The organism is Pseudomonas sp. PDM19 (assembly GCF_014852215.1).
Lineage (GTDB): Bacteria > Pseudomonadota > Gammaproteobacteria > Pseudomonadales > Pseudomonadaceae > Pseudomonas.
This window is the reverse complement of the sequence record NZ_JACVBG010000001.1, coordinates 1,133,546-1,156,430: the sequence shown is the minus strand read 5'-3', so window position 1 is coordinate 1,156,430 and position 22,885 is coordinate 1,133,546. Positions and strand designations below refer to the sequence as shown.

Sequence of the window (22,885 nt, the reverse complement as noted above, 5' to 3'; positions counted from 1 at the left end):
GCACGCAGCGAACCGCTGTCAGCACAGGCCGCAACGCTCGAAGAAGGTTTCCCGGCTCTGCACCATCAGCGCGGCGCGCTTGTGCGGGAAGTTGAATTCCTTCTCGCGCCAGAAGCCCAGGCGCTGCATGTGGCCGATCATCTTCGCGTTGTCGGCGCGCGGCTCGGCGACGATGCGCTGGGTGCGCGGGTCATCCAGCAGCAGGTAGTGCACCAGCGCAGTCATCCAGCTTTCCACCTTGTGCGGGCCACGGTGGCTTTCCTCGCCCACCAGCATATGGATGCCGCGGTCGTAGTCGCCCACGTCGTAGAACGGCGCGATGCGGTCTTCCTTGGCCCAGTAGGCTTCGTAGTAGGCGAACGGCTCGTCGTCGATGCAGCCGATGAGGGTGGTGGTGTGCGGGTCGGCGGCGGCTTTTTCCAGGTAGGCGCGGTGCTGCTCCAGGGTGCCGCCCTCCTGCCAGAACTCCAGCACGCGCGGGCTGTTCTGCCAGCGATTGAAGCGTTCCAGGTCCAGTTCGATGTCGAGGGTGCGCAGGGAAATCCACTGGCCCAGCTTGGCGTCGAAGCGGCGATAGACCTCACCCTGCGGCTTGGGTGCGCGCAGCGGATGGCGGCGTCCGCCGCTCATGCGATAGACCTGCGGATAGTTGGCGCTGGCCAAGCCCCTGTGCCAGGCGGCGGGCAGTTGCCAGAACGCGGAACGCTCGATCTGCAGGCGCCCGCCAACGTCGTCGAGGCTCACCAGGCCTTGCTCGAGAGCTTCGACCGGGACATTGGCGGCAGCGAATTGCACGCGATCGCTCTGTGCATCGCCAGCGAAGGTCCAGTAGGCCAGCATCCACAGCGCCTCCGTGGTTGGCGCTGAACTCAGCTGCCAGCACTCACCTTCGCGTTGCGCGCTCAACAACGGCTGGCCGTCCAGCAGCAGGGTCAGGCCATGGGTTCCGAGATCGGCGGAGAGCTTGCGGCCATCGGGCAGCGGCAGGGAAAAACTGGGCGTCATGGTGGGTTCCCTTTCGTGAATGCAACGACCCCGCTCGTATGACGAGCAGGGTCGGCAGAAATTTACTCGACCCGGACATCGATTCCGGGCCTTGCGGGTCAGGCGCTTTCCGCAGTCAGCGGGCGCGTCGGCTTTTGCGCGGTCTCGTGCGGCGGCAGGTGCTCGAACATCGACGCGGCGATTTCCTGCGCGCGCATCGGCAGCACCGACAGCAGCGTATCGCTCAGGCCGTGGCTGTCCTGGGTGAAGCCCTGCAGGTAGATGCCGGCATGCAGGCGCTTGTCAGCCAGCACGCGGTAGTCGCGGCCCACTTCGAAGTCACCCAGGTACTCCTGCAGCGGCGCAAGCAGTTCGCGGTGCGACTTGCGCTCGTAGCCGGTGGCGAGGATCACCGCATCGTAGCGATGGGTTTCCACCGCCCCGGTGGCGCTGTCGCGCAGGGTCAGCTCGATACCGTCGGCGTCAGCCTTGGCCGCCTCGACATTGCGGCGGCAGAGGAAGGCATGGCGATCCACGCCGGCCACTTTCTGCCGGTAGAAGATGCCGTAGATGCGCTCGATCAGGTCCAGGTCCACCACCGAATAGTTGGTGTTGTGGAATTCCTGGATCAGCTTCTCGCGCTCGGCCTTGGGCTCGTTGAACACCAGGTCGGTGTAGCGCGGGGCGAAGATTTCGTTGACGAAGGGGCTGTCGTCGGCCGGCTTGAGCACCGCCGCGCGCAGGACCATGTCGACCTTCACCGAGGGGAAGCTGTCGTTCAGGTCGATGAAGGCTTCGGCCGCGCTCTGGCCGCCGCCGATCACCGCGATGCGCATCGGCTCGTTCTGGTTGCAGCGCTGCCTGGCCATGCATTCCAGGTAACGGGCGTGGTGGAACACGCGCGGGTCGTCACGCAGGTGACTGAAGGCCGACGGGAAGCGCGGCGTGCCCCCGGTGCTCACCACCACGCTGCGGGCCAGGCGGAAGCGTTCGTGGCCACGGGCGTCGGTGGACAGCACCTTGACCAGCTCGATGCCGTCCGGGCCCTGCACCGGCTCGACACGGCTGACAGTCTCGCCGCAGACGCGCTGCTCGGCGAACTGCTCGCTGACCCAGCGCAGGTAGTCGTTGTACTCCATGCGGCACGGATAGAAGGTGCCCAGGTTGGTGAAGTCGATCAGCCGGCCCATCGCATGCAGGTAGTTGACGAAGCTGTACGGGCTGGTGGGATTGCGCAGGGTCACCAGGTCCTTGAGGAAGGAGATCTGCAGCTCGCTCTGCGCCACCAGGGTGTTACCGTGCCAGCGGTAGTCGGCCTGCTTGTCGAGGAACAGCGCGTGGTAATGGCGACCCTCGCGTCGCGCCTGCTCCTGCAGGGCGATCGCCAGCGCCAGGTTGGAGGGGCCGAAACCGATGCCGAGCACGTCGTAGGTCGGGGTGATCATCTGGGTCATGGTGCCAATGTCCTGTATCGCGATGGCCGTGGGGCATGACCACGCAGGAGTCGGCGGCTTACTGCTCTGCCTGGAGCGCTCCGCCAGCCGGCGGTTGGCGCTCGCTCCTGCGTGTCGCCCATGATTTGCGCTGTCGATAGCGCGTTATCTGGAGAGACGAGACAGGCCTGGGGAAATTTAGAATGATTCTCACTAAGTCATGAAAATTTCAGAATGACGAGCTGCGATCGAGGGCGGAATCTTTCCCGGAAAACCCGCGCGGGCCGCGTGGGACTAAATCCAGGCGAGATCGGCACGTCTGTCCTTTGTAGGAGTGGGCCAGGCGCGCGATCGCGGGCATGGCCCGCTCCGGCAGGGTGTGTGACCAGCCTCAGTCCTGACCATCCCAGGCCTTGAGGCGCAGCCGGCAATGCTTCATCGCGTTGACGATGTGTTTCTCCACCATGTCGCGGGAGATGCCCAGGGCTTGCGCGATCTCGACATGGCTGCAGCCCTCGACCTTGCGCAGCACGAAGGCGCGGCGACAAGCCTCGGGCAATTCGCCGAGGGCGCGCTGGAGCAATTGCAGTTGCTGCTGCTGGCTGGCTGCTTCCTGCGGGCAGCGCTCGTCGAGACAACCTTCGCGATCGAGGGTTTCCAGCTCTTCGGTGCGGCGCACGCGGCCGCGCCGGTGCAGGTCGATGCTGAGGTTGACCGCCGTGCGATAGAGAAATGCGCGGGGTTGTTCGATATGCTCGTCACCCTTGCGGTCGAGCAGGCGCAGGAAGGCTTCCTGTGTCACATCGGCGGCCGCCTGGCGGTCGCCAAGGCTGCGATTGAGGTACAGGACCAGTTCCTTGTAATACCGGATGAACGCGCTTTCCACCCCGTCGGGCATCCTATGAAAAACAGTCGAGGCTGTAGGCGCCTGCTGACAGTCCGAGTCAGGCTTATTTATAATCACTCGCATCAACGCGAAAAGAAAGTGTGATATCGGCCGCAAACGGCCTTACCGAGATTCCCGATGACCAGCTCCCCCTCCCCGTTCGACGATGACCGCATCAGCGCCGAAGCTGCGCACTGGTGCGCGCGTCTGCACGACGAAGAGTGCAGCGATGCCGAGCGCGCCGAGTTTGCGCAATGGCTCGCGCTCGACTCGCGGCACGAGGTCGAATACCAGGCAATGCTGGACATCTGGCAGCTCTCGGAGCTGCTGCCGCCGACTTCGCAGGTCGCACCCGCCCCGATAGCACCTACCCCCTTGAACGGCCGCCGTCCCCGCAGCAGCGCTCGCCGCCCGCGCAGCGGCAAGCGCATCGCCGCCGTGGCCGCTGGCTTGCTGGTGGCCATCGGCGCCGTGTGGTCGGCAGGCTGGTCAGCCGGCTGGCTGCCTTCGAAGGTCGGCTATTACGCCGCACAACCTGGCGCACGCGACGTGGAGCTCGCGGACGGCTCGAAAGTCGAGCTCAACAGCAACTCGCAGCTGTTCTTCGCCGACTTCCGCGACCGCCGCAGCGCCTGGCTGAAAAGCGGTGGCGAGGCGTATTTCCGCGTTACACACGACACCTTGCAGCCCTTCTCGGTCTATACCGACAACGGCAGCGTGCGGGTCACCGGCACGCGCTTCAACGTCTGGACCGACCCGAACCAGATGCTGGTCACCCTGCTCGAAGGCTCGGTGGTGGTCAGCCCGCCCGACAGCGTCGACGGCAACAGCGCCCAGCTCACGCCGGGCATGCAGGCGCGCTACAGCCAGGGCAGCCAGCGCATCGAACTCGCCCAGGTCGCGCCCGCCGGCGCCATTGCCTGGATCGAAGGCAAGCTGGTGATCGATGACCTGACGCTGCAGTCGGCCATCCCGCTGATCAATCGCTACCTCAAGCAGCCTGTGTTCCTCGACGATGCCACCGTTGCTGCCATGCGCATCGGCGGCATCTACCGCACCGACGACCTGCAGGCGCTGGTGGATTCGCTGCCCAAGGTGCTGCCGCTGGAGCTGCGCAAGGACAACCAGGGGCGCACCGTTCTCGCCAGCCGTTACGCGCAGCTTTAGGCCCAACCATTGTAGGAGCGCGCGATGCGCGCGATCGCGGGCATGGCCCGCTCCTACAGGGTCTCCATCACGGCGCTACACGGCGGACGGTTCCGCCACGATCTCCTGCGTCTTCTTAATTGCGACAAATTCGCAAATTCTCTTCAGTTTTCTTCCGGCTCATTCGTCTTGATAGGAACGATTCGGATTTGCCGATGATTTCCTGATTCGCGCGCCGTCTCGCCCCGTTGTGCGGCCTGCCCACTGGCAGGCCGGGTCCAGGAAAAGACGATGCAAACACCCGCTCCAAGCGCCTTCCCCGAGATGCTCAAACTGCTGCGGCCGCACTGGCTGCCGCTGACCGCAGCGACCCTGCTGGGGATTCTCGGTGGCTCTGCTATCACCGCGCTGCTCGCCACCATCAACTACAGCCTGCATTCGCCAGGCGGCATGCCGGCCGGCCTGCTGCTGGGGTTCGCCGGCCTTTGCGCCATCGCCCTGATAGGTTCGATCATTTCCGACATGGGCACCAACTATGTCGGCCAGCATGTGATCGCGAGGCTGCGCAAGGACCTGGGCAGCAAGATCATTTCCGCGCCCATCGAGCAGATCGAGCGCTACCGCAGCCACCGCCTGATCCCGGTGCTGACCCACGACATCGACACCATCAGCGATTTCGCCTTCGCCTTCGCGCCGCTGGCGGTCGCCCTGACTACCACGCTTGGCTGCCTGGGTTACCTGGCCTGGTTGTCGCCGCCGATGTTCCTCGCTACCGCCATCGCCATCGTCGTCGGCAGCGCCGTGCAGTACGTCGCGCGGGCCAAGGGCATCAAGGGCTTCTTCGAGGCACGGGACAAGGAAGACGAACTGCAGAAGCACTACCGCGCCATCGCCGAGGGCGCCAAGGAGCTGCGCATCAGCCGTCCGCGCCGCTTCCAGCACTACAGCGAACGCCTGCAGGGTACCGCCGACGAAATCTGTGACATCCAGCTGCGCTCGATCAACCTGTTCAACGTCGCCAAGGGCTTCGGCTCGACGCTGTTCTTCATCGTCATCGGCGTGGCGCTGGCCTACCAGTCGCTGTGGCCGAGCACCGACCAGGCCACCCTGTCCGGTTTCATCCTGGTGCTGCTGTACATGAAGGGGCCGCTGGAAGGTCTGATCGGCCAGCTGCCGGTGGTGACCCGCGCCCAGGTCGCGTTCCGCCGCATTGCCGAGCTGTCGGTGCGCTTCTCCTCGCCGGAGCCGAACCTGCTGCTGGCCGATGACGGTCGCAAGCCGCTGGACTTCCAGTCCATCGAGCTGCGCGACCTGGCCTACCACTACCCCACCGACGACGGCTCCCGTGGTTTCGGCGTCGGCCCGCTGAACCTCAAGGTCAGCCGTGGCGAAATCCTTTTCATTGCTGGCGAGAACGGCTGTGGCAAGACGACCATGATCAAGCTGCTGCTCGGCCTCTATGCCCCTCGTGGCGGCGAGCTACTGCTCAATGACGAACCGGTGACCGACACCGGCCGCGACGACTACCGCCAGCTGTTCACCACCATCTTCGCCGACTACTTCCTCTTCGAAGACCTGCTCAAGGGCAGCCAGGACATTCCGGCAGAAGCCGGCCGCTACCTGGAGCGCCTGGAAATCGCCCACAAGGTCAGCCTGCAGGGCCAGGAATTTTCGACGACCGATCTGTCCACCGGCCAGCGCAAGCGCCTGGCACTGGTGCAGGCCTGGCTGGAGAAACGCCCGGTGCTGGTGTTCGACGAGTGGGCAGCGGACCAGGACCCGGAATTCCGCCGGATTTTCTACACCGAGCTGCTGCCCGAGCTGCGTGCCCAGGGCAAGACCCTGATCGTGATCTCCCACGACGACCGCTATTTCGACGTCGCGGATCGCCTGCTGCGCATGAGCGCCGGGCAGATCGTGGAGATCGAGGAGCACCGCGCTACAGCGCCACCAGGCGGTTCCGGCATGGCCATGCACTGACGGCCCGGCGGCCTGGACGGCCGCCCTTTCCTGCCGCCGTCACTCAGCAAAAAAAAAGATCGAAAGGATTTTTCCGGTTTTTTCCAGCCGGCGCGTCACATAAAGCTGAATCATTCTTATTAGAAATTGCATTACAAGATCATGCCTTCAAGGTTAAAGGAGCTAAACAAGTGAGTCGCAACCGCTACGCGCTGCAATCCCAGCACAAGGTGAAGCCTCTGGCCCGCCTGGTCCGCGCCACCGCCCTGGGGATGGTATTGGCGGCTTCCGCCGTCGAGGCCGCCCCGGTCCGTATCGACATCCCGGCCCAGTCCCTGGCTTCCGCGCTCACCAGCCTGGGCGCGCAGTCGAACCTGCAGATCGTCTTCAACCAGAGCCAGGTGCAGAACCTGCGCGCCCCCGGCGTGCGCGGCGAGATGGAGCCGGCCCAGGCGCTGGAACGCCTGCTGCAGGGCACCGGCATCAAGTACCAGGTCGAAGGCAGCCGCGTGACCCTGCTGGGCGCCGACTCCGCCAGCGGCGACACCCTGAACATGTCCGCCCAGGTCATCACCGGTACCGTCGAAGGTGAAGACAGCTACGTGCCGCGCACCTCCAACAGCGGCAGCAAGACCGACACCCCGCTGCTGGAAATCCCCCAGTCGATCTCGGTGATCACCCGCAAGCAGATGGACGCCCAGGGCGCGCAGACCGTGACCGAAGCACTGCGCTACGTGCCCGGCGTCAAGGTGGAAGCCTATGGCCTGGACCCGAAAGGCTTCGACTGGATGTACATCCGCGGCTTCAACGCCCAGGCCACCAGCGACTACCTCAACGGCCTGCGCCAGCAGAACAACAGCTACGCCTTCTTTCGCAGCGAGCCCTATGCCTTCGAGCGCATCGACGTGGTCCGTGGCCCGTCCTCCAGCCTGTTCGGCATGGGTGACGCCGGCGGTATCGTCAACCGTGTGAGCAAGAAGCCCACTGCCAACCACATCAACGAAGTCGAGCTGACTGGCGGCAACCATGACCGCAAGCAGGGCCAGTTCGACCTCGGCGGCGCGCTGGACGACCAGAACCAGTTCCTCTACCGCGTGGTGGGCCTGGCCCGCGACGCCAACACCCAGGCCGAGTACGACGACGGCCACGAGGTCAAGGACGACCGCTACTACATCGCCCCGTCCTTCACCTGGGCGCCGGACGAAGACACCAGCCTGACCGTGCTCACCGACTTCCTGCGTGACCGCAACTCCGGCTCGATCTTCGACTACAGCGTCAACGGCCACCCCACCGGCACCCTGCTCGGCGACCACAACTACAACCACTTCGACCAGGACCAGTACACCCTGGGCTACGAGTTTCGCCATCGCTTCAACGACACCTGGGAATTCCGCCAGAACGCGCGCTACGGCCAGGTCGACCTGATCTTCAACAACCTGCTGCCGCAACTGCAGGTGGGGCGGAACATCATCCGCACCGCGGATCGCTTCGATCAGCACATGGACACCTTCAACCTGGACAACCAGCTGCAGGCCAACTTCGACACCGGCTCTATCAAGCACACGCTGCTGATGGGCACGGACTACAGCTGGCAGGACGCCAATGTCGCGCGCTGGCGCACCCTCGGCCCGTCGCTGAACCTGGATAACCCGGTGTACGGCCAGAGTGTTCCGCGTCCGAACAAGGGCAACAGCATCCAGTCCATCGACTACGACCAGAACATCGAGCAGATCGGCGCCTACCTGCAGGACCAGGTCAAGTTCGACGACCACTGGATTCTCACCGCCGGCGGCCGCTACGACTACGTGCGCAATGACCTGGACAACCACGTCGGCGCCCACAGCATGCAGAAGGACAACGCCTTCACCGGTCGTGTCGGCCTGACCTACCTGACCGACTTCGGTCTGGCGCCCTACGTCAGCTACTCCGAGTCCTTCGTGCCCAACACCGGCATCAGCTCCGACGGCAGCGCCTTCAAGGCCAGCGAAGCGCACCAGTACGAAGCGGGCGTGAAGTTCCAGCCGGACGAAACCCTGCTGATCACCCTGGCCGCCTACGAGCTGACCAAGGAAAACATCCTCACCAACCAGCTGAACGCCAACGGCGTGCCGACCGGCTTCAGCGAGGCCACCGGCGAGCAGCGCTCGCGCGGCATCGAGGCCGAGCTGAAGGCCAAGCTGGACCAGAACTGGGACCTGCTGGCCTCGTACACCTACACCAAGGCCAAGATCACCAAGAGCAACGACGCCAACGAAGGCAACCGCCCGGCCAACGTGCCCGAGCACATGGCCAACGGCTGGCTGAATTACACCTTCCACGAAGGTGCGGTCGACGGTCTCTCCATCGGCGGCGGCGTGCGCTATACCGGCTCGCTCTACGGCAACAACGCCAACACCTACCACGTCGACAACTACACCCTGTTCGACGCCGGCGTGAGCTACCCGCTGAACAAGAACGTGACCCTCTCGGTGAACGCCCAGAACCTGCTGGACGAGGAGTATGCCGCGACCTGCGACAGCCCGATCTCCTGCTACCCAGGCCTGCGCCGCACCGTCATGACCAGCGTGAAGTACAGCTGGTAAGGCACTGGCGGAGGCGGCCGCGCGCTGCTTCCGCCTGCTGTTTCCGGGCTCCCTGTTCGCAGGGGGCCCTTTGTTGTTTCAAGCGTTTGTTGTTTCAAGAGCCTGTTTCACGCGAGGAGTAGTGCATGTCCCTCACCCGTCGCCACCTGCTGCAGGGCCTCGCCATCGGCGGGCTGGCCTGCGCTTCCGGCCTGCCGGTGTTCGCTGGCGAGCGCCTGACGCGGATCATCGCGCTCAACTGGGTGGCCGCCGAGACGCTGCTGACTCTGGGCGTACCGCCCCTGGCGATCTCCGACGACCGCTACTACCGGGTGCGCATGCCGACTCAGCCGCTGCCCGAGAGCGTGCGTGACGTGGGTCCCTACTGGGAACCGAACCTCGAACTGATCCAGCAGCTGCAACCGCAATTGATCCTCAGCGACCCGATGACCCCGACCCTGGAGCGCCGCCTCAACGGCATCGCGCCGACCGAACGCGTGGCCATCTACCCGGCCGCTGACGGCGCCTGGCGCGCCACCACCGGGTTCATGAACGACCTGGCGCGGCGCCTCGGCGTCGAACAGGTCGCCGCCGATTACATCGCCGCGGGCGAGCAGCACCTGGCCGAGCTGCGGGCGAAACTGGCGAGCCGCTCACTGCCGCCGGTGTGCGTGGCCGTGCTCAACCAGGATGGTCGCCACGCGGCTGTCTATGGCAGGAGCAGCATGGTGCAGGACGTGCTCGACCGCCTGGGCGTCGAGAATGCCTGGCAAGGGCCCGTCGGCCCGGTGGGGCTGGCGATGGTCAGCATCGAGCGTCTGGCCGAGCGCCCGGACGCACACCTGGTCTACGTCGACATCCCCACCACCTCGGCACGCCTGCAAAGCCTGCGGCAGCCCAACGACCTGTGGGCCAACCTCCCCGCCGTGCGCCAGGGCCACACCCTGACGCTGCAGCGCTTCTACCCCTACGCCGGCGCCGCTTCGGTGCTCGACCTCGCCGAACGCATCGCCGCCTACCTGGACAGCGCCACGGAGGTCGCCCATGTCTGAATCGACTCTCGGCCTCGCCGCCCCGCGCAGCGGTCTGCCGCTTGGCCCGGCGATCTGCACGCTGGTGCTGGCGACCCTCGCTGGCCTGCTGGTGTTCCATGGCCTGCAAGGCGCCCTGCCCCGCGACCTCTGGTGGCAGGCACTGTGGTCGCCGGACCTGGACGACGTGCGCCAGGTGCTGCTGCACTTCAGCTTCTTCCCGCGCCTGGCGGTGAGCCTGATGGCCGGCGCCGCGCTGGCCCTGGCCGGCACGCTGTTCCAGCAGATCCTGCGCAACCCGCTGGCGGAACCGGTGACCCTCGGCGTCTCCGCCGGCGCCAACCTTGCCCTGTCGGCGGCCACCATCTTCGCCCCGACCCTGCTGGTGCACGGCCTGGAAGCCGTCACCCTGACCGGCGCGGCACTGGCGGCCTGCCTGCTGTTTGCCTTCGCCTGGGGCCGCACCCTGTCGCCGCTGCGCTTCATCCTCGCCGGCATGGTCATCAGCCTGTACTGCGTGTCGCTCAACGCGCTGCTGGTGCTGTTCAACCACGATTATCTGATCGACCTGCTGCTCTGGCAGGCCGGTTCGCTGAACCAGAGTGGCTGGGACGGCGCCCTCTACCTCGCCCCGCGCCTGGCAGTGGCCATGGTCATCGCGCTGCTGATGGTGCGCCCGCTGGCCGTGCTGGGGCTGGAGGATGAAGGTGCCGCCGCGGTGGGCGTGAACCTGTTGCGTACCCGCGTAATGGGCTTGGCCGTGGCTGTAGCGCTGAGTGCGTTCGTCACCAGCGCCGTGGGCATGCTGGCTTTCGTCGGCCTTGCCGCACCGGCCATTGCGCGGTTGTGCGGTGCGCGCACGCTCAAGCAACGCTTGGTCTGGGCGCCACTGCTGGGGGCCGCGCTGCTCTGCGTGGTCGACCAGATCGCCCGCGAACTGTCGCGCTTCGCCGGGGAAATTCCCGCGGGCATCCTCACCGGCATCTTCAGCGTGCCGCTGCTGCTGTGGCTGCTCAGCCGCCAGCGCAGCGGTGGTATCGTGCCGCGCCCGGCGCCGGCCAAGCCACAGCGCGAGCACCCGTGGCGGCTGATCATCGGCGCGGCGGTCCTGCTCGGCCTGCTGACCTTGCCGGCCATCTACTTCGCAGTGGATGCCAACGGCTGGCACTGGGGCGATGCCGGCCTGAGCGACGCCATCGCGCAATGGCGCCTGCCGCGCGTGCTCGGTTCACTGGCAGCCGGCGCCATGCTCGCCGTCGCCGGCCTGCTGGTGCAGCGCCTGACCGGCAATCCCATGGCCAGCCCGGAAGTGCTGGGCGCCACTTCCGGTTCGGCGATTGCCGTGCTGGTGCTGTTCCTGGTGATACCGCAGCCGCAGGCCTACATGGTCCCGGCAGCCAGCATCGGCGCACTGCTCACCCTCGGCCTGCTGCTGTGGTTCGCCTGGCGCAAGACCTTCAATGCCGAGCGCCTGCTGCTCACCGGCGTGTGCCTGACGACCCTGCTGCACTCGCTGAGCACCCTGCTGCTGGCCAGCGGCGACCCGCGCATGACGGCGATGATGAGCTGGATGACCGGCTCGACCTATCAGGTGGACGTGATGTCGGCGAGCACCGGGCTGGTGGTCGGCACACTGATGATTGGCGTCAGCCTGTTGCTGGCTCGCCCGCTGGACCTGCTGACGCTGGGCAACGGCACGGCGACTGCCCTGGGACTGAGGCTGCGCCTGAGCCACCTGATGATTCTGCTGACGGCCGCGGTGCTTACCGCCACCGCGACCATCATCGTCGGCCCGCTGAGCTTTGTCGGTCTGATCGGTCCGCACATCGCCCGCCACCTCGGCGTGCGCCGCGCGGCACCGCAAGTGCTGCTGAGCGCGGTAGCCGGAGCGCTGATCATGGTGGTGGCGGACTGGCTGGGGCGGAACATCGCCTATCCGTGGCCGGTGTCGGCAGGATTGCTGGCGGCGTTCATCGGTTGCCCGTACTTCCTCTGGCTGATGCATAGGGAGCGGCGGGGCTGAACTGAACGCTTCCTAATACAGCGGACGTTGTCCGCGGGTCGCGGGCATGGCCCGCTCCTACAGTGTTGGCACAGCGTTGATCTGTAGACAGCCCAACTGCGGAGCTACAGAGCGCTCAACGTAGGATGGTGTGGAGCGCAGCGATACCCATCAATCCGTGCGCTGACAGCCATGGGTATCGCTCCACCCTACGTCGGGGTTACCGGCAAAGTCGGAGCGTTGGCGGGAATCAGGCTTCCTGCAAGGCGCGGGGACGGTTGCTGCGATCCTCGGCATCGGCAGAAACCGCCTGCTGCAACTGGAAGTCGAACTCGATCTCGGCGAAGCGCCCTTCCACGCCGCGCGCCTTGGCGGCAGCCGCGTCCTCGACAAAACGCACCTCGCCGATCAGTCCGTCACGGGTGGCATAGGCGAAGTCGTCCCACAGGTACTGGTCGCCCGCGAGGTTGATCTGCGTGGTCAGGTGGCGATGCCCCGGTGCGGAGATGAAGAAGTGGATGTGCGCCGGGCGCTGGCCGTGGCGGCCAAGCTGATCGAGGAGCTCCTGGGTCGGGCCGTCCGGCGGGCAGCCGTAGCCGCTGGGCACGATGCTGCGGGCCTTGTAGCGGCCTTCGGCGTCGGTGACGATGCGCCGGCGCAGGTTGAACTCGGACTGGGTGCTGTCGAAGTACGAGTAGGTGCCCTGGGTGTTGGCGTGCCAGAGGTCGACCACGGCGCCGGCCAGCGGCTTGCCCTGCGGGTCGAACACGCGGCCGGAAAGGAACATCACGGTCCCCGCGTCCTTGCCGTCGTCCATCCGCGCTTCGCCTTCAGACAGCGGCGCGCCGGCCACATACAGCGGGCCTTCGATGGTGCGCGGGGTACCGCCGCTGAGGCCGGCAGCTTCATCCTGGGCGTCCAGCAGCAGGTCGAGGTAGTGCTCGACGCCGAGGCCGGCGACCACCAGGCCGGCTTCCTGGCGGGAGCCAAGACGGTTGAGGTAGTCCACCGCTTTCCAGAATTCGTCGGGGGTGACGTTCATGTCTTCGATGAGCCTGGCGGAGTCCTGCAGCACTCGAAGGATCAACTGCTTCACGCGCGGGTTGCCGGCGTCATTGAGCGCGCCGCTGGCTTCCTGGAAGAACTTCTGGATGTCGGCAGTCTGGGAAATCTTCAGGGTCACGGTGATTACCTCGTTCTTGTTGTTAGATAAGGATCAACTGGCGCAGCGCACGGCCTCGCGGTCAACGCGGTGGAACACGCGGTTGAAGTACACCAGGCTGTCCTGGCGCTCGCGCACCGCGACCTTTTCCAGCTCGACGAACATCACGGTGTGCGAGCCGACTTCCTTGCAGTCGCTGATCCGCCCTTCCAGGCTGACCAGCGCCTGGCGCAGCACCGGCAGGCCGGCATAGCCGTCGTCCCAGAGGTCCCAGGTGAAGCGCTCTTCCATGGACACCTTGGTCATCCCCGCGAAGTGCTTGGCCAGCTCTTCCTGCTCGCCGCACAGCACGTTGACGCACAGGTGGCCGTTGCTGCGGAACACATCGTGGGTAGCGCTGCCGCGATTGACGCAGACCAGCACGGTGGGCGGCGAGTCGGTGACCGAGCAGACCGCGCTGGCGGTGATGCCGCAGCGGCCTTCCGGGCCATTGGTGGTGATGATGTTCACCGCCGCCGGCAGCTGCGCCATGGCGTTGCGGAAGTCGATCTGGGTCTGGCTGAGGGTGTTGGCCATTTCTTCGCTCCTGTTTGCCGGAGTGGCATGTGCTGGAGTGGCCGGCACGCCCGGCCTTTCTTGTATGGGGCCAGCGTAGGGCAGCGCGGCGGCGCGCCATATTCAGACGATCACCACGCTTGGGGGGGCGGGCCGCTAGTCATCTAGGTGGTTTCTTTATCGTCAGCACCGGCGACTATGGGTATGCTCCGGGTCATGCCATTCCGACGACCGCGGCAAAAGCCCGGCGTACGCGGCCTACGTGCAGCTTCACAACGATAAGAAAGAAAGTGGCAACGCCTGATGGAAGCTAGAAAACCCGTGGTCTACATCGTCGACGACGACAAGGACCTGCGCACCTCCCTCGCCTGGCTGCTCGAATCGGTCAGCATCGAATCGCTTTGCTTTGGCGGCGCCGAGGAGTTCCTGCGCGAATACGACCCCAGACTCCCCGCCTGCCTGGTGCTAGACGTGCGCATGCCCGAGACCAGCGGCTTCCAGCTGCAGGAGATGCTCAACGACAAGGGCATCAACCTGCCGACCATCTTCGTCACCGCCCACGGCGATATCCCGATGTCGGTGAAGGCGATGAAGAACGGCGCGCTGGATTTCGTCGAGAAGCCCTACAACCCGCAGCAGATGCTGGACCGCATCCAGGCGGCGCTGAAAAGCGCAGTGCAGGTGCACGCGGGCCAGGAGCAGAAGCAGAACCTGCAGCACAAGCTGGACCTGCTCACCGGGCGGGAGCGGGAAATCCTGATGATGGTGGTGGACGGCAAGGCCAGCAAGGTCATCGCCCGCGAGCTAAACATCAGCGTCAAGACGGTCGATGTGCACCGCACCAAGATCAAGGAAAAGATGGGCGTGAGCAGCATCGCCATGCTGGTGCGCGAGGTGCTCAACGTGCCGCTGGAAGAATCGCGCCCCTGAGCGGGGCGCGTTCCGTTTCGATCAATCAGTCGATCAGTCGACGCGCTCGCCGCACAGATCGAGGGCGAACAGCCGCTCCACTTCCGTAGCCGGCAGGCCGCAACCCAGCAGGCTGAACAGCTTGCCGAGCGCCGCTTCGCGGGTCATGCCGCCACCGGACACCAACCCGGCATCACGCAGGCGACTGCCAGCGGCATACACGTCGAATGCCACATACCCCTGCGGGCACTGGCTGATCGCCGCCAGCACCACGCCGCGGGCGTGGGCTTCGCGCAGCGCAGCCAGCAGGTCTTCGTTGTCCGAAGGGCCGGTGCCGCTGCCGAAACACTCCAGCAGCAGTGCCTGAACGCCACTGCCCAGCAGCGCACGCAGGTGCTCGGCGCGCAGGCCTGGGAACAGCGGCAACACCGCGAGATTCACCGGCTGGCGCGGCTGGCGATAGCTCAGTTCGCCGGGCAGCGACTCTGCATGCGCACCCTTGCGCTCGCGCGGCAGCACGGCGAAAGCATCGAAGGCGTCGCTGCGCAGCTTGGTGACGCGGGCGCCATGCATCAGCTCGCCGTTGAAATACAGCCATACACCCGGCTCGACGCCGGTTTCCAGCGCCTTCAGTGCGCCCAGCAGGTTGCCCGGTGCATCGCTGCCCGGCGCGCCCATGGGCTGCATGGAGCCAGTCAGGATCACCGGAACATCCAGCCCCAGCAGCAGGAACGACAATGCCGCGGCGCTGTAGGCCAGGGTGTCGGTGCCGTGCAGCACGAGAACGCCGTCATGGCCGCCCTGCTCCACCGCGTTGACGATGGCGTCGCGCATGGCCAGCCAGTTGGCCTGGGTCATGTTGGCGCTGTCGAGCAGCGGTTGCAGCTCCGCGAAGGACCAGTCGAGGCGAATCTCGGTGTGGCCTTGCAGCTGTTCGCGCATGCGAGCTTCGAATCCGCCAGCCGGCGCCAGGCCTTCGGCGGTCTGCAGCATGCCGATGGTGCCGCCGGTATAGAGGACGAAGAGGTTCTTCACTCGACGCATGCCAGTGCTCTTGTAGGAAAGTTCACAGGATAAACCGCGAGGCCGGGAGAAGTCCCGGCCCCGCGTGTCAGACCTTGGTCCGAGGGGGATCAGCCCTGGGCCGGCAGGCTGCCGTGGGCCGGAGCGGTCGAGTTGATCTTGTGGGCATCGCGCCAGGCATCGTGGTCGATGTCCAGGTCGGCGAACTTGCTGGCGTCGAACACCGGGCGCTCGATGCCGGCGGCGCGCTGCTCGTCGTAGTCGCGCATCACGCGCAGGCCGGTCTTGATCAGCATCGCCAGGGCCACCAGGTTGACGAAGGCCAGGCAGGTCATGGTGATGTCGGCGAAGGCGAACACGGTGCCCAGGTTCTGCATCGAGCCCCAGAGGATCAGGCCCAGCACCAGTACACGGAAGGCGATCAGCGCCGAACGGCTGCGGCCGACGATGAACTGCAGGGCGTTTTCGCCGAGGTAGTAGTTGTAGGTGATGCAGGTGAACACGAACAGCGACAGCGCGACGCTGACGAAGATACGGCCCCAGTCACCGACCACGGCGGCCAGCGAGTTCTGGGTCAGGGTGATGCCGTCGCCTTCGAAGCCCGGGGTGTAGAAGCCCGAGAGGAGGATCAGCAGCGCGGTACAGGTGCAGATGACGAAGGTATCGAGGAACACGCTGAACGCCTGGACCACGCCCTGAGAGGCCGGGTGACGCACGGCGGCGACGGCGGCCACGTTCGGCGCACTGCCCAGGCCCGCTTCGTTGGCGAACACGCCACGCTTGACGCCCATCACGATGGCCGCACCCAGCAGGCCGGCGAACGCCGGTTCCAGGCCGAAGGCACTCTTGACGATGGTGGTCAGCATGCCCGGCACCAGTTCGATCTGGGTGACGATCACGTACAGGGTCACAGCGATGTAGGCCAGGGTCTTGACCGGCACCAGCAGGTCGGAGACCGCAGCGATGCGCTGGATGCCGCCGAAGAACACCACGGCCAGCAGCACGGCCAGGGCGATGCCCGAGTACAGCACCGGGATGTCGAAGGCGTTCTGCAGCGAGTGGGTCACGGTGAAGGCCTGCAGGCCGTTGAAGGCGAAGCCGTAGGTAACCAGCAGCAGGACCGCGAAGGTCATGGCCATCCAGCGCAGCTTCAGGCCGTGCTGGATGTAGTAGGCCGGGCCGCCGCGATACAGGCCGTTGCCGTCGCTGCGCTTGTAGACCTGGGCCAGGGTGCACTCGAAGAAGCTGCTGGACATGCCCACCAGCGCGGTGACCCACATCCAGAACACGGCGCCGGGGCCACCCAGGGTCACGGCGATACCGACACCGGCGATGTTACCGGCGCCCACGCGACCGGCGAGGCTCAGCATCAGGGCCTGGAACGAGCTCAGTTGCCCGGACTGGCCGCGGATCGACTCCTTGAACACGCCGAACATATGGCCGAAGTGGCGGAACTGGACGAAGCGGGAGCGGATGGTGAAGTACGCACCGAGTCCTACGATGAGGACGATGAGGACTTTCCCGGAGAGGAAATCGTTGATCGCGTCGAGCATGTGCTGGGGCCTCGATTGTTATTGTGGGAGCACGGGCCTGGGGCTGGCCCGCTCACTGGGGGCGCATGGTTGCGCCCGAAGCCTCCCGAAACAATTTCGCGGCTTGCTACGAATTGATGCTACCTGACGCTATAATTGCGCCAGTCGCATCACCTGGACCTGGCACGAATGTCCGAAAACCTCGGCCCCAACCTCAAGCTGCTTTGCGCTCACTACCGCTCTATCTCGGAGGTTTGCCGCAAGCTCGCAATCAACCGCGCGCAGTTCAACAAGTACCTCGGCGGGCAGAGCCAGCCCACTCCTTTCAACCTCAAGAGAATTGGAGATTTCTTCGGCGTCGAGGATTACGAGCTGCAATTGCCGCCGGAGCAGTTCGCCCGCCTGATCGGTGCGCGCGGCACTTCACCGGCCAACGTGCAGCGCGACGACCCGCTGCTGGAGATGCTCCGCCCGCTACGCGACCACGCGGGCAACCTGTCGCGCTACTGCGGCTATTACTTCGAGTATTCCAACTGCATGTCGGTGCCCGGCTCGATCCTGCTGTCACTGGTGCACCTGTACGAGCAGGATGGCAACTTCCTCTTCGAGCGCCAGGAGCGCCAGGAGCGTTCCAGCAGCACCGACGTGCAGGCCGAGGACTGGGTGCGCTGCCGCTACCTGGGCGCGGCCTTCCAGCTGCAGGACCGGCTGTTCCTGATGGACTACGAGTCGCTCACCGTCAACGAGATGAGCCAGACCATCCTCATTCCCAGCTTCAAGAGCCGCATCACTCGCCTCAACGGCCTGAAGACCGGCGTCTCCAGCGGCGACCGCCGCACTCCGGCGTGCACCCGCGTGGTCTGGGAATACCTGGGCCCGGAGATCAACCGCATCAGCGCCTATCGCCAGGTAAAGCTGTACCAGCCGGACGATCCGCGCATCGACGATGACGTACGCCAGCGCCTGCAGGTCGGGCCGATTCGCCACGGCCTGTTCGAAATCGAATGATGAGTCCCGTGTAGGAGCGGCCCATGCCCGCGATCGCGGAAAAAGTCCGGATCTACCGCTTGCGACTCTGCAACCACGCCGCCGCCAGCCCGCTGCCGCAGATCACTGCGATACCCAGCAACGCCGACGGCTCCGGCGTATGGCCGAAGATCACCAGGCCCAGCAGCCCGGCGAAGACAATCTGGCAATAGCTGAACGGTGCCAGCAGCGCCGGCGCGGCATGCTTGAAGGCCTGGGTCAGGAACAGGTGCGCAGTCATCCCGCAGGTGCCCAGGGCCAGCATCATCAGGCCATGCACCAAACCCGGCCATTGCCAGAAGAACGGCACCAGCGCGCTGACGATCAGGGTGTTGCACAGTCCGGCGAAGAAGTTGCTGGTGGTCGGACTGTCCACCTGGCTGAGCTTGCGCGTCAGCAACTGGTAGAAGCTGAAGCACAGCGCCGAGCCGAACGGCAGCAGCACCGCCGGGGTGAACAGGTCGCCACCGGGGTGGACGATGATCAGCACGCCGATGAAGCCGACTATCACCGCCGACCATTGCCCGAAAGTCACCCGCTCGCCCAGCAGCGGCACCGACAACGCCGTCACCAGCAACGGCGCGAGGAAGTTCACCGAGGTCGCCTCGGCCAGCGGGATGTACTGCAAGCCGGTGGTGAACAGGAAGCTGGTACCCAGCAGGCACAGCGCGCGGGCCGTCTGCAGGAACGGGTGGCGGGTGCGCAGCACGGCGAGGCCGGCGCGCGGCAGGAAGATGCCCGCCATCAGCAGCGTGTGCACCACATAGCGCGCCCACACCACCATGACGATGGGATAGATGCTCGCCAGGTACTTGGACAGCGCGTCGTGGCTGGAGAACAGGAAGGTCGCCAGGACGATGAGCAGGATGCCCTTGAAGGGCTGGTGGACGCCGGACAACGGCGATTGGCTGGTACTCATCGACTCACGGAATCACTGGGCAGAAAGGTTGGCGTACGCGACTCGACAGCCTAGCAAGTTGCACCGGGGAAAGAACCCACCCCACGCCGGCGCGCGGACCTCGCGGGTCCGCTGCAAGGCCGGGCGATGACAGTCCCGCGCGGCGTTATTCCGGCCATGCTACGCGGAATCTCCCTACACAAATGTTCCATTTGGTTAATTCGTGTTCGAACAGCGAACAGATACGCCTCGGGCGAATTGCGGCGAGCCGCCGCGGACCACCACTATGGCCCCAGCCGCCGCCCCGATGCGGCGCCAACAACTATAAGAAAGGTCCGTTCACATGCTCACGCTCTCCCTGGCACGCCTGCGCGCGTGTATCGCCTCCGCTCATTGTCTGCACCCTCACCCTCGCATTTCCGTCGCGCCTGGCTGATCGACTGATCCGCGCTCGCTGACCGCCTTGAACCTCCATCCGCCGCTCCCGACAGATCCGCGCGGAGGACTCCGTTCGCCCCGAACAACGACAAGAATGCCGAGGGAACACCCATGCTCCGCCACCTGCCCCACCTCGCCATCAGCGCCTGCCTGCTACCCGCCCTGCCCGTCCTGGCCCATGCCGAGGACGGCGGTTTTCTCGAAGACGCCAAGACCAGCCTGCTGCTGCGCAACTTCTACATGAACCGCAACTACGTCGGTGATGCCCGGCAGGACAAGGCAGAGGAATGGACCCAGAGCTTCATCCTCGACGCCCGCTCCGGCTACACCCAGGGCACCGTCGGATTCGGCCTGGACGTGCTCGGGCTGTACAGCCTGAAGCTCGACGGCGGCAAGGGCACGGCCGGCACCCAGCTTTTGCCGACCCACGACGACGGCCGCCCCGCCGACGACTTCGGGCGCCTGGCGGTCGCCGGCAAGGCCAAGGTATCGAAGACCGAATTCAAGGCCGGTGAATGGATGGTGGTGCTGCCGATCCTGCGCTCGGACGACGGGCGCTCGCTGCCGCAGACCTTCCAGGGCGCGCAGGTCACCTCGAAGGAAATCGACGGCCTGGCCCTCTATGGCGGCCAGTTCCGCCAGAACAGCCCGCGCAATGACGCGAGCATGGAAGACCTGTCGCTGTTCAACCGCCCAGCTTTCACCTCCGACCGCTTCAACTTTGCCGGCGGCGAATACCGCTTCAACGGCGACCGCACGCTGATCGGCCTGTGGAATGCCCAGCTGAAGGACATCTACCAGCAGCAGTACCTGCAACTGCAGCACAGCCAGCCACTGGGCGACTGGGTGCTCGGTGCGAATATCGGCTACTTCTGGGGCAAGGAGGACGGCAGCGCCCGTGCCGGCGACCTGGACAACCGCACCTTCTCCGGGCTGTTCTCGGCCAGGTACGGTGCGAGCACTTTCTATCTCGGCCTGCAGAAGGTCATGGGCGAGGACGAGTGGTTCCGCGTCAACGGCACCAGCGGCGGCACCCTGGCCAACGACAGCTTCAACGCCAGCTACGAGAGCGCGAAGGAGCGTTCCTGGCAGTTGCGCCATGACTATGACTTTGCCGCTTTCGGCGTTCCCGGCCTGACCCTGATGAACCGCTACATCCAGGGCCGCAACGTACACAACGCCAGCACCGACGACGGCAGTGAATGGGGTCGCGAGAGCGAGCTGGCGTACACCGTGCAGAGCGGCACCTTCAGGACGCTGAACATCAAGTGGCGCAACTCCACCATGCGCCGCGACTGGGGCAGCACCAACAGCTTCGACGAGAACCGGCTGATCATCAGTTATCCGCTGTCGCTGCTGTAGCTACCCATCAATCACCAACCGTAGGGCGCATAACCTGGAACAGGTTATGCGCCGAGCCATTCACGGCGGATAACGCTGACGCGTTATTCGCCCTACGAAACGGTGAGCCCCGCCGATACTCCCGGCGCCAAAGTTGAATCGGGCACTCGCGAACAGACGTCGGCCCTGCAGGAGCATCCATCGCCCATGAAAAAGCCCCGGCATACCGGGGCTTTTTCCGTTCGGTTGGCGGCTTATTGGCCTGCCGGCTTATCCGCGTCTTCCGCCTCGATCTCCTCCAGGGCCAGCTCCAGCCCCCAGCTGGAAGCCTCCACCGGCTGCGCCGCTACCGGAGCGGCAACCGGCGCCGGTGCTGGCGCAACGGGTTTGGCCGCCGCAGGCGTGGCAGCGCTGCTGACGCTGCCCGGGTTGTCCTTGTAGAGCTTGAGCTTCAGACGCAGGTTGTTCGCCGAGTCGGCGTTCTTCACCGCTTCTTCCTCGGTAATCGCCCCTTCCACCGCGAGGTCGAACAACGCCTGGTCGAAGGTCTGCATGCCCAGCGCACGGGACTTGTCCATGATCTCCTTGATCGAGCTGAAATCACCGCGCTTGATGATGTCGCTGATGGTCGCCGTGCCCAGCAGCACCTCCACCGCCGCGCGACGCTTGCCGTCCTGGGTGCGCACCAGGCGCTGGGAGACGAAGGCCTTGAGGTTGTTGCCCAGGTCGTTGAGCAGCTGCGGCCGGCGCTCTTCGGGGAAGAAGTTGATGATGCGGTCCAGCGCCTGGTTGGCGTTGTTCGCGTGCAGGGTGGAGATTGCCAGGTGGCCGGTGTCGGCGAAGGCCAGGGCGTGCTCCATGGTCTCGCGGTCGCGGATCTCGCCGATCAGGATCACGTCCGGCGCCTGGCGCAGGGTGTTCTTCAGCGCGGCATGGAAGCTGCGGGTGTCCACGCCCACCTCACGCTGGTTGATGATCGACTTGCGGTGCCGGTGCACGTACTCGATGGGGTCTTCGATGGTGATGATGTGGCCGCCGCTGTTACGGTTGCGGTGGTCGATCAACGCCGCCAGGGAGGTGGACTTGCCCGAGCCGGTGCCGCCGACGAAGAGCACCAGGCCACGCTTCTCCATCACCACCTTGAGCAGCACTTCGGGCAGGTTCAGGTCAGCGAACAGCGGGATATCCAGCTTGATGTTCCGCGCCACGATGGACACTTCGTTGCGCTGCTTGAACAGGTTGATACGGAAGCGTCCGACGCCGGCGACGGAAATCGCCAAGTTCATCTCCAGCTCACGGTCGAACTCCGCGCGCTGCTCCTCGTCCATCAGCCCGTAGCCGATGCGGGCGACGTCGCCGGCCTTCATCGGTTCGTTGGTCAGGGGCTTGAGCACCCCATTGAACTTGGCGCAAGGCGGAGCACCGGTGGAGAGGTAAAGATCCGAACCATCCTGGGTGGCCAGGATCTTGAGCATCGCTTGGATATCCATTGAACTGCATCCGTACGCAAGGTGGCGGCGGACGCCGTCTGTAAGCAGCGTCCTATAAATAAGAATTGGCTTATTGACTCTATGGAGCGCTCCTACGCCAGACAATGCAACCCATCGCGAAATGCGACCTGTGTCACTGCTGCCGTACAATGCCGCCCAGACGCTTTCATTCAAGGACCCAACTAATGCCCGTCGCCATGGCCCGCCACATCCTGGTCAAGACCTCCGCCGAAGCCGAGCAGATCAAGCAGCGCCTGGCCAAGGGCGAGGACTTTGCCGCCCTGGCGCGCAAGCATTCCACCTGCGCTTCCGGCAAGCGCGGTGGCGACCTGGGCGAGGTTCGCCCCGGACAGATGGTCCGCAGCATCGACCAGGTGATCTTCAGGAAGCCGGTCGGCGTGGTTCATGGGCCGGTCAAAAGCCAGTTCGGCTACCATCTGGTCGAAGTCTATTTCCGTGACTGAGCAAGGCCGTGACTGATCGAAGCCGCGCCTGACCGAAGGAACGCA

The 22,885-nt window shown here is 65.2% G+C and carries 18 protein-coding genes; 9 read left to right on the top strand and 9 right to left on the bottom strand.

Annotation, left to right across the window (positions count from 1 at the left end):
- Positions 1–18 precede the first annotated feature (18 nt).
- The 3 genes from IB273_RS04990 to IB273_RS04980 form a co-directional block, all read right to left on the bottom strand.
- Positions 19–1,005: a GNAT family N-acetyltransferase gene (locus tag IB273_RS04990; protein WP_192223403.1), complete on the bottom strand. Its 987-nt coding sequence runs from the start codon at positions 1,003–1,005 to the stop codon at positions 19–21.
- A gap of 98 nt (positions 1,006–1,103) precedes the next feature.
- On the bottom strand, positions 1,104–2,438 hold the full coding sequence (locus IB273_RS04985) for a lysine N(6)-hydroxylase/L-ornithine N(5)-oxygenase family protein (RefSeq protein ID WP_192223402.1): 1,335 nt from the start codon (positions 2,436–2,438) through the stop codon (positions 1,104–1,106).
- Between the two features lie 370 nt (positions 2,439–2,808).
- Positions 2,809–3,315, bottom strand: a complete 507-nt coding sequence (locus IB273_RS04980) for a sigma-70 family RNA polymerase sigma factor (RefSeq protein WP_151187053.1) — start codon at positions 3,313–3,315, stop codon at positions 2,809–2,811.
- Positions 3,316–3,441: 126 nt separating this feature from the next.
- Here IB273_RS04980 and IB273_RS04975 point away from each other — a divergent pair, with 126 nt between their 5' ends.
- From IB273_RS04975 to fhuB, 5 genes are all read left to right on the top strand, one after another.
- Positions 3,442–4,470 carry a FecR family protein gene (locus IB273_RS04975; RefSeq protein WP_192223401.1) on the top strand — a complete coding sequence of 343 codons (1,029 nt, stop codon included), beginning with the start codon at positions 3,442–3,444 and terminating at the stop codon, positions 4,468–4,470.
- Between the two features lie 270 nt (positions 4,471–4,740).
- Positions 4,741–6,429: a cyclic peptide export ABC transporter gene (locus IB273_RS04970; RefSeq protein WP_081519856.1), complete on the top strand. Its 1,689-nt coding sequence runs from the start codon at positions 4,741–4,743 to the stop codon at positions 6,427–6,429.
- Between the two features lie 170 nt (positions 6,430–6,599).
- Entirely contained in the window at positions 6,600–8,990 is a 2,391-nt protein-coding gene (locus IB273_RS04965; protein WP_192223400.1) for a TonB-dependent siderophore receptor, read from the top strand.
- A 125-nt stretch (positions 8,991–9,115) separates the two neighbouring features.
- The gene (locus tag IB273_RS04960) at positions 9,116–10,021 is read left to right on the top strand and encodes an ABC transporter substrate-binding protein (RefSeq protein WP_192223399.1); all 906 of its coding nucleotides are present in this window, start codon (positions 9,116–9,118) and stop codon (positions 10,019–10,021) included.
- A complete protein-coding gene (gene fhuB, locus IB273_RS04955; RefSeq protein WP_192223398.1) occupies positions 10,014–12,023 on the top strand; it encodes a Fe(3+)-hydroxamate ABC transporter permease FhuB in 2,010 nt (669 codons plus the stop codon). The genes IB273_RS04960 and fhuB overlap by 8 nt, the downstream gene beginning before the upstream one ends.
- Before the next feature lie 229 nt (positions 12,024–12,252).
- Here the strand turns inward: fhuB and catA are convergent, their stop codons facing one another.
- Both catA and hpaC read right to left on the bottom strand, forming a co-directional pair.
- Entirely contained in the window at positions 12,253–13,185 is a 933-nt protein-coding gene (catA, locus tag IB273_RS04950; RefSeq protein WP_192210662.1) for a catechol 1,2-dioxygenase, read from the bottom strand.
- A gap of 33 nt (positions 13,186–13,218) precedes the next feature.
- Positions 13,219–13,740, bottom strand: coding sequence for a 4-hydroxyphenylacetate 3-monooxygenase, reductase component (hpaC, locus tag IB273_RS04945; RefSeq protein ID WP_081519852.1), 522 nt, complete (start codon positions 13,738–13,740; stop codon positions 13,219–13,221).
- A gap of 282 nt (positions 13,741–14,022) precedes the next feature.
- Between hpaC and IB273_RS04940 the strand changes: the two genes are divergently transcribed.
- Positions 14,023–14,649 carry a response regulator transcription factor gene (locus IB273_RS04940; RefSeq protein WP_081519851.1) on the top strand — a complete coding sequence of 209 codons (627 nt, stop codon included), beginning with the start codon at positions 14,023–14,025 and terminating at the stop codon, positions 14,647–14,649.
- A 33-nt stretch (positions 14,650–14,682) separates the two neighbouring features.
- On the opposite strand, the gene IB273_RS04935 is transcribed toward IB273_RS04940, so the two are convergent.
- Together IB273_RS04935 and IB273_RS04930 are read right to left on the bottom strand one after the other, a co-directional pair.
- A complete protein-coding gene (locus IB273_RS04935) occupies positions 14,683–15,672 on the bottom strand; it encodes an asparaginase (RefSeq protein ID WP_192223397.1) in 990 nt (329 codons plus the stop codon).
- 89 nt (positions 15,673–15,761) lie between these two features.
- Positions 15,762–17,204, bottom strand: coding sequence for an alanine/glycine:cation symporter family protein (locus tag IB273_RS04930; protein WP_192223396.1), 1,443 nt, complete (start codon positions 17,202–17,204; stop codon positions 15,762–15,764).
- Positions 17,205–17,372: 168 nt separating this feature from the next.
- On the opposite strand from IB273_RS04930, the gene IB273_RS04925 reads away from it, so the two are divergent.
- Entirely contained in the window at positions 17,373–18,191 is an 819-nt protein-coding gene (locus IB273_RS04925; protein ID WP_192210664.1) for a helix-turn-helix domain-containing protein, read from the top strand.
- Between the two features lie 52 nt (positions 18,192–18,243).
- Here the strand turns inward: IB273_RS04925 and IB273_RS04920 are convergent, their stop codons facing one another.
- Positions 18,244–19,128 carry a DMT family transporter gene (locus IB273_RS04920; RefSeq protein ID WP_081519847.1) on the bottom strand — a complete coding sequence of 295 codons (885 nt, stop codon included), beginning with the start codon at positions 19,126–19,128 and terminating at the stop codon, positions 18,244–18,246.
- A 528-nt stretch (positions 19,129–19,656) separates the two neighbouring features.
- Here IB273_RS04920 and IB273_RS04915 point away from each other — a divergent pair.
- Positions 19,657–20,907 (top strand): OprD family porin, encoded by a 1,251-nt coding sequence (locus IB273_RS04915; RefSeq protein ID WP_192223395.1) that lies wholly within the window; start codon positions 19,657–19,659, stop codon positions 20,905–20,907.
- A gap of 233 nt (positions 20,908–21,140) precedes the next feature.
- On the opposite strand, the gene IB273_RS04910 is transcribed toward IB273_RS04915, so the two are convergent.
- Positions 21,141–22,376, bottom strand: a complete 1,236-nt coding sequence (locus tag IB273_RS04910) for a PilT/PilU family type 4a pilus ATPase (protein WP_192223394.1) — start codon at positions 22,374–22,376, stop codon at positions 21,141–21,143.
- A gap of 185 nt (positions 22,377–22,561) precedes the next feature.
- Here IB273_RS04910 and IB273_RS04905 point away from each other — a divergent pair, with 185 nt between their 5' ends.
- Positions 22,562–22,840: a peptidylprolyl isomerase gene (locus tag IB273_RS04905; RefSeq protein ID WP_081519844.1), complete on the top strand. Its 279-nt coding sequence runs from the start codon at positions 22,562–22,564 to the stop codon at positions 22,838–22,840.
- Positions 22,841–22,885 lie beyond the last annotated feature (45 nt).

Coding starts and splice junctions, on each gene's coding strand:
- IB273_RS04960 (WP_192223399.1), top strand. CDS start 9,116: ATGTCCCTCACCCGTCGCCACCTGCTGCAGGGCCTCGCCATCGGCGGG.
- IB273_RS04905 (WP_081519844.1), top strand. CDS start 22,562: ATGCCCGTCGCCATGGCCCGCCACATCCTGGTCAAGACCTCCGCCGAA.
- IB273_RS04915 (WP_192223395.1), top strand. CDS start 19,657: ATGCTCCGCCACCTGCCCCACCTCGCCATCAGCGCCTGCCTGCTACCC.
- IB273_RS04910 (WP_192223394.1), bottom strand. CDS start 22,376: ATGGATATCCAAGCGATGCTCAAGATCCTGGCCACCCAGGATGGTTCG.
- IB273_RS04930 (WP_192223396.1), bottom strand. CDS start 17,204: ATGCTCGACGCGATCAACGATTTCCTCTCCGGGAAAGTCCTCATCGTC.
- IB273_RS04975 (WP_192223401.1), top strand. CDS start 3,442: ATGACCAGCTCCCCCTCCCCGTTCGACGATGACCGCATCAGCGCCGAA.
- IB273_RS04925 (WP_192210664.1), top strand. CDS start 17,373: ATGTCCGAAAACCTCGGCCCCAACCTCAAGCTGCTTTGCGCTCACTAC.
- IB273_RS04985 (WP_192223402.1), bottom strand. CDS start 2,438: ATGACCCAGATGATCACCCCGACCTACGACGTGCTCGGCATCGGTTTC.
- IB273_RS04935 (WP_192223397.1), bottom strand. CDS start 15,672: ATGCGTCGAGTGAAGAACCTCTTCGTCCTCTATACCGGCGGCACCATC.
- IB273_RS04940 (WP_081519851.1), top strand. CDS start 14,023: ATGGAAGCTAGAAAACCCGTGGTCTACATCGTCGACGACGACAAGGAC.
- IB273_RS04970 (WP_081519856.1), top strand. CDS start 4,741: ATGCAAACACCCGCTCCAAGCGCCTTCCCCGAGATGCTCAAACTGCTG.
- IB273_RS04990 (WP_192223403.1), bottom strand. CDS start 1,005: ATGACGCCCAGTTTTTCCCTGCCGCTGCCCGATGGCCGCAAGCTCTCC.
- hpaC (WP_081519852.1), bottom strand. CDS start 13,740: ATGGCCAACACCCTCAGCCAGACCCAGATCGACTTCCGCAACGCCATG.
- fhuB (WP_192223398.1), top strand. CDS start 10,014: ATGTCTGAATCGACTCTCGGCCTCGCCGCCCCGCGCAGCGGTCTGCCG.
- IB273_RS04980 (WP_151187053.1), bottom strand. CDS start 3,315: ATGCCCGACGGGGTGGAAAGCGCGTTCATCCGGTATTACAAGGAACTG.
- IB273_RS04920 (WP_081519847.1), bottom strand. CDS start 19,128: ATGAGTACCAGCCAATCGCCGTTGTCCGGCGTCCACCAGCCCTTCAAG.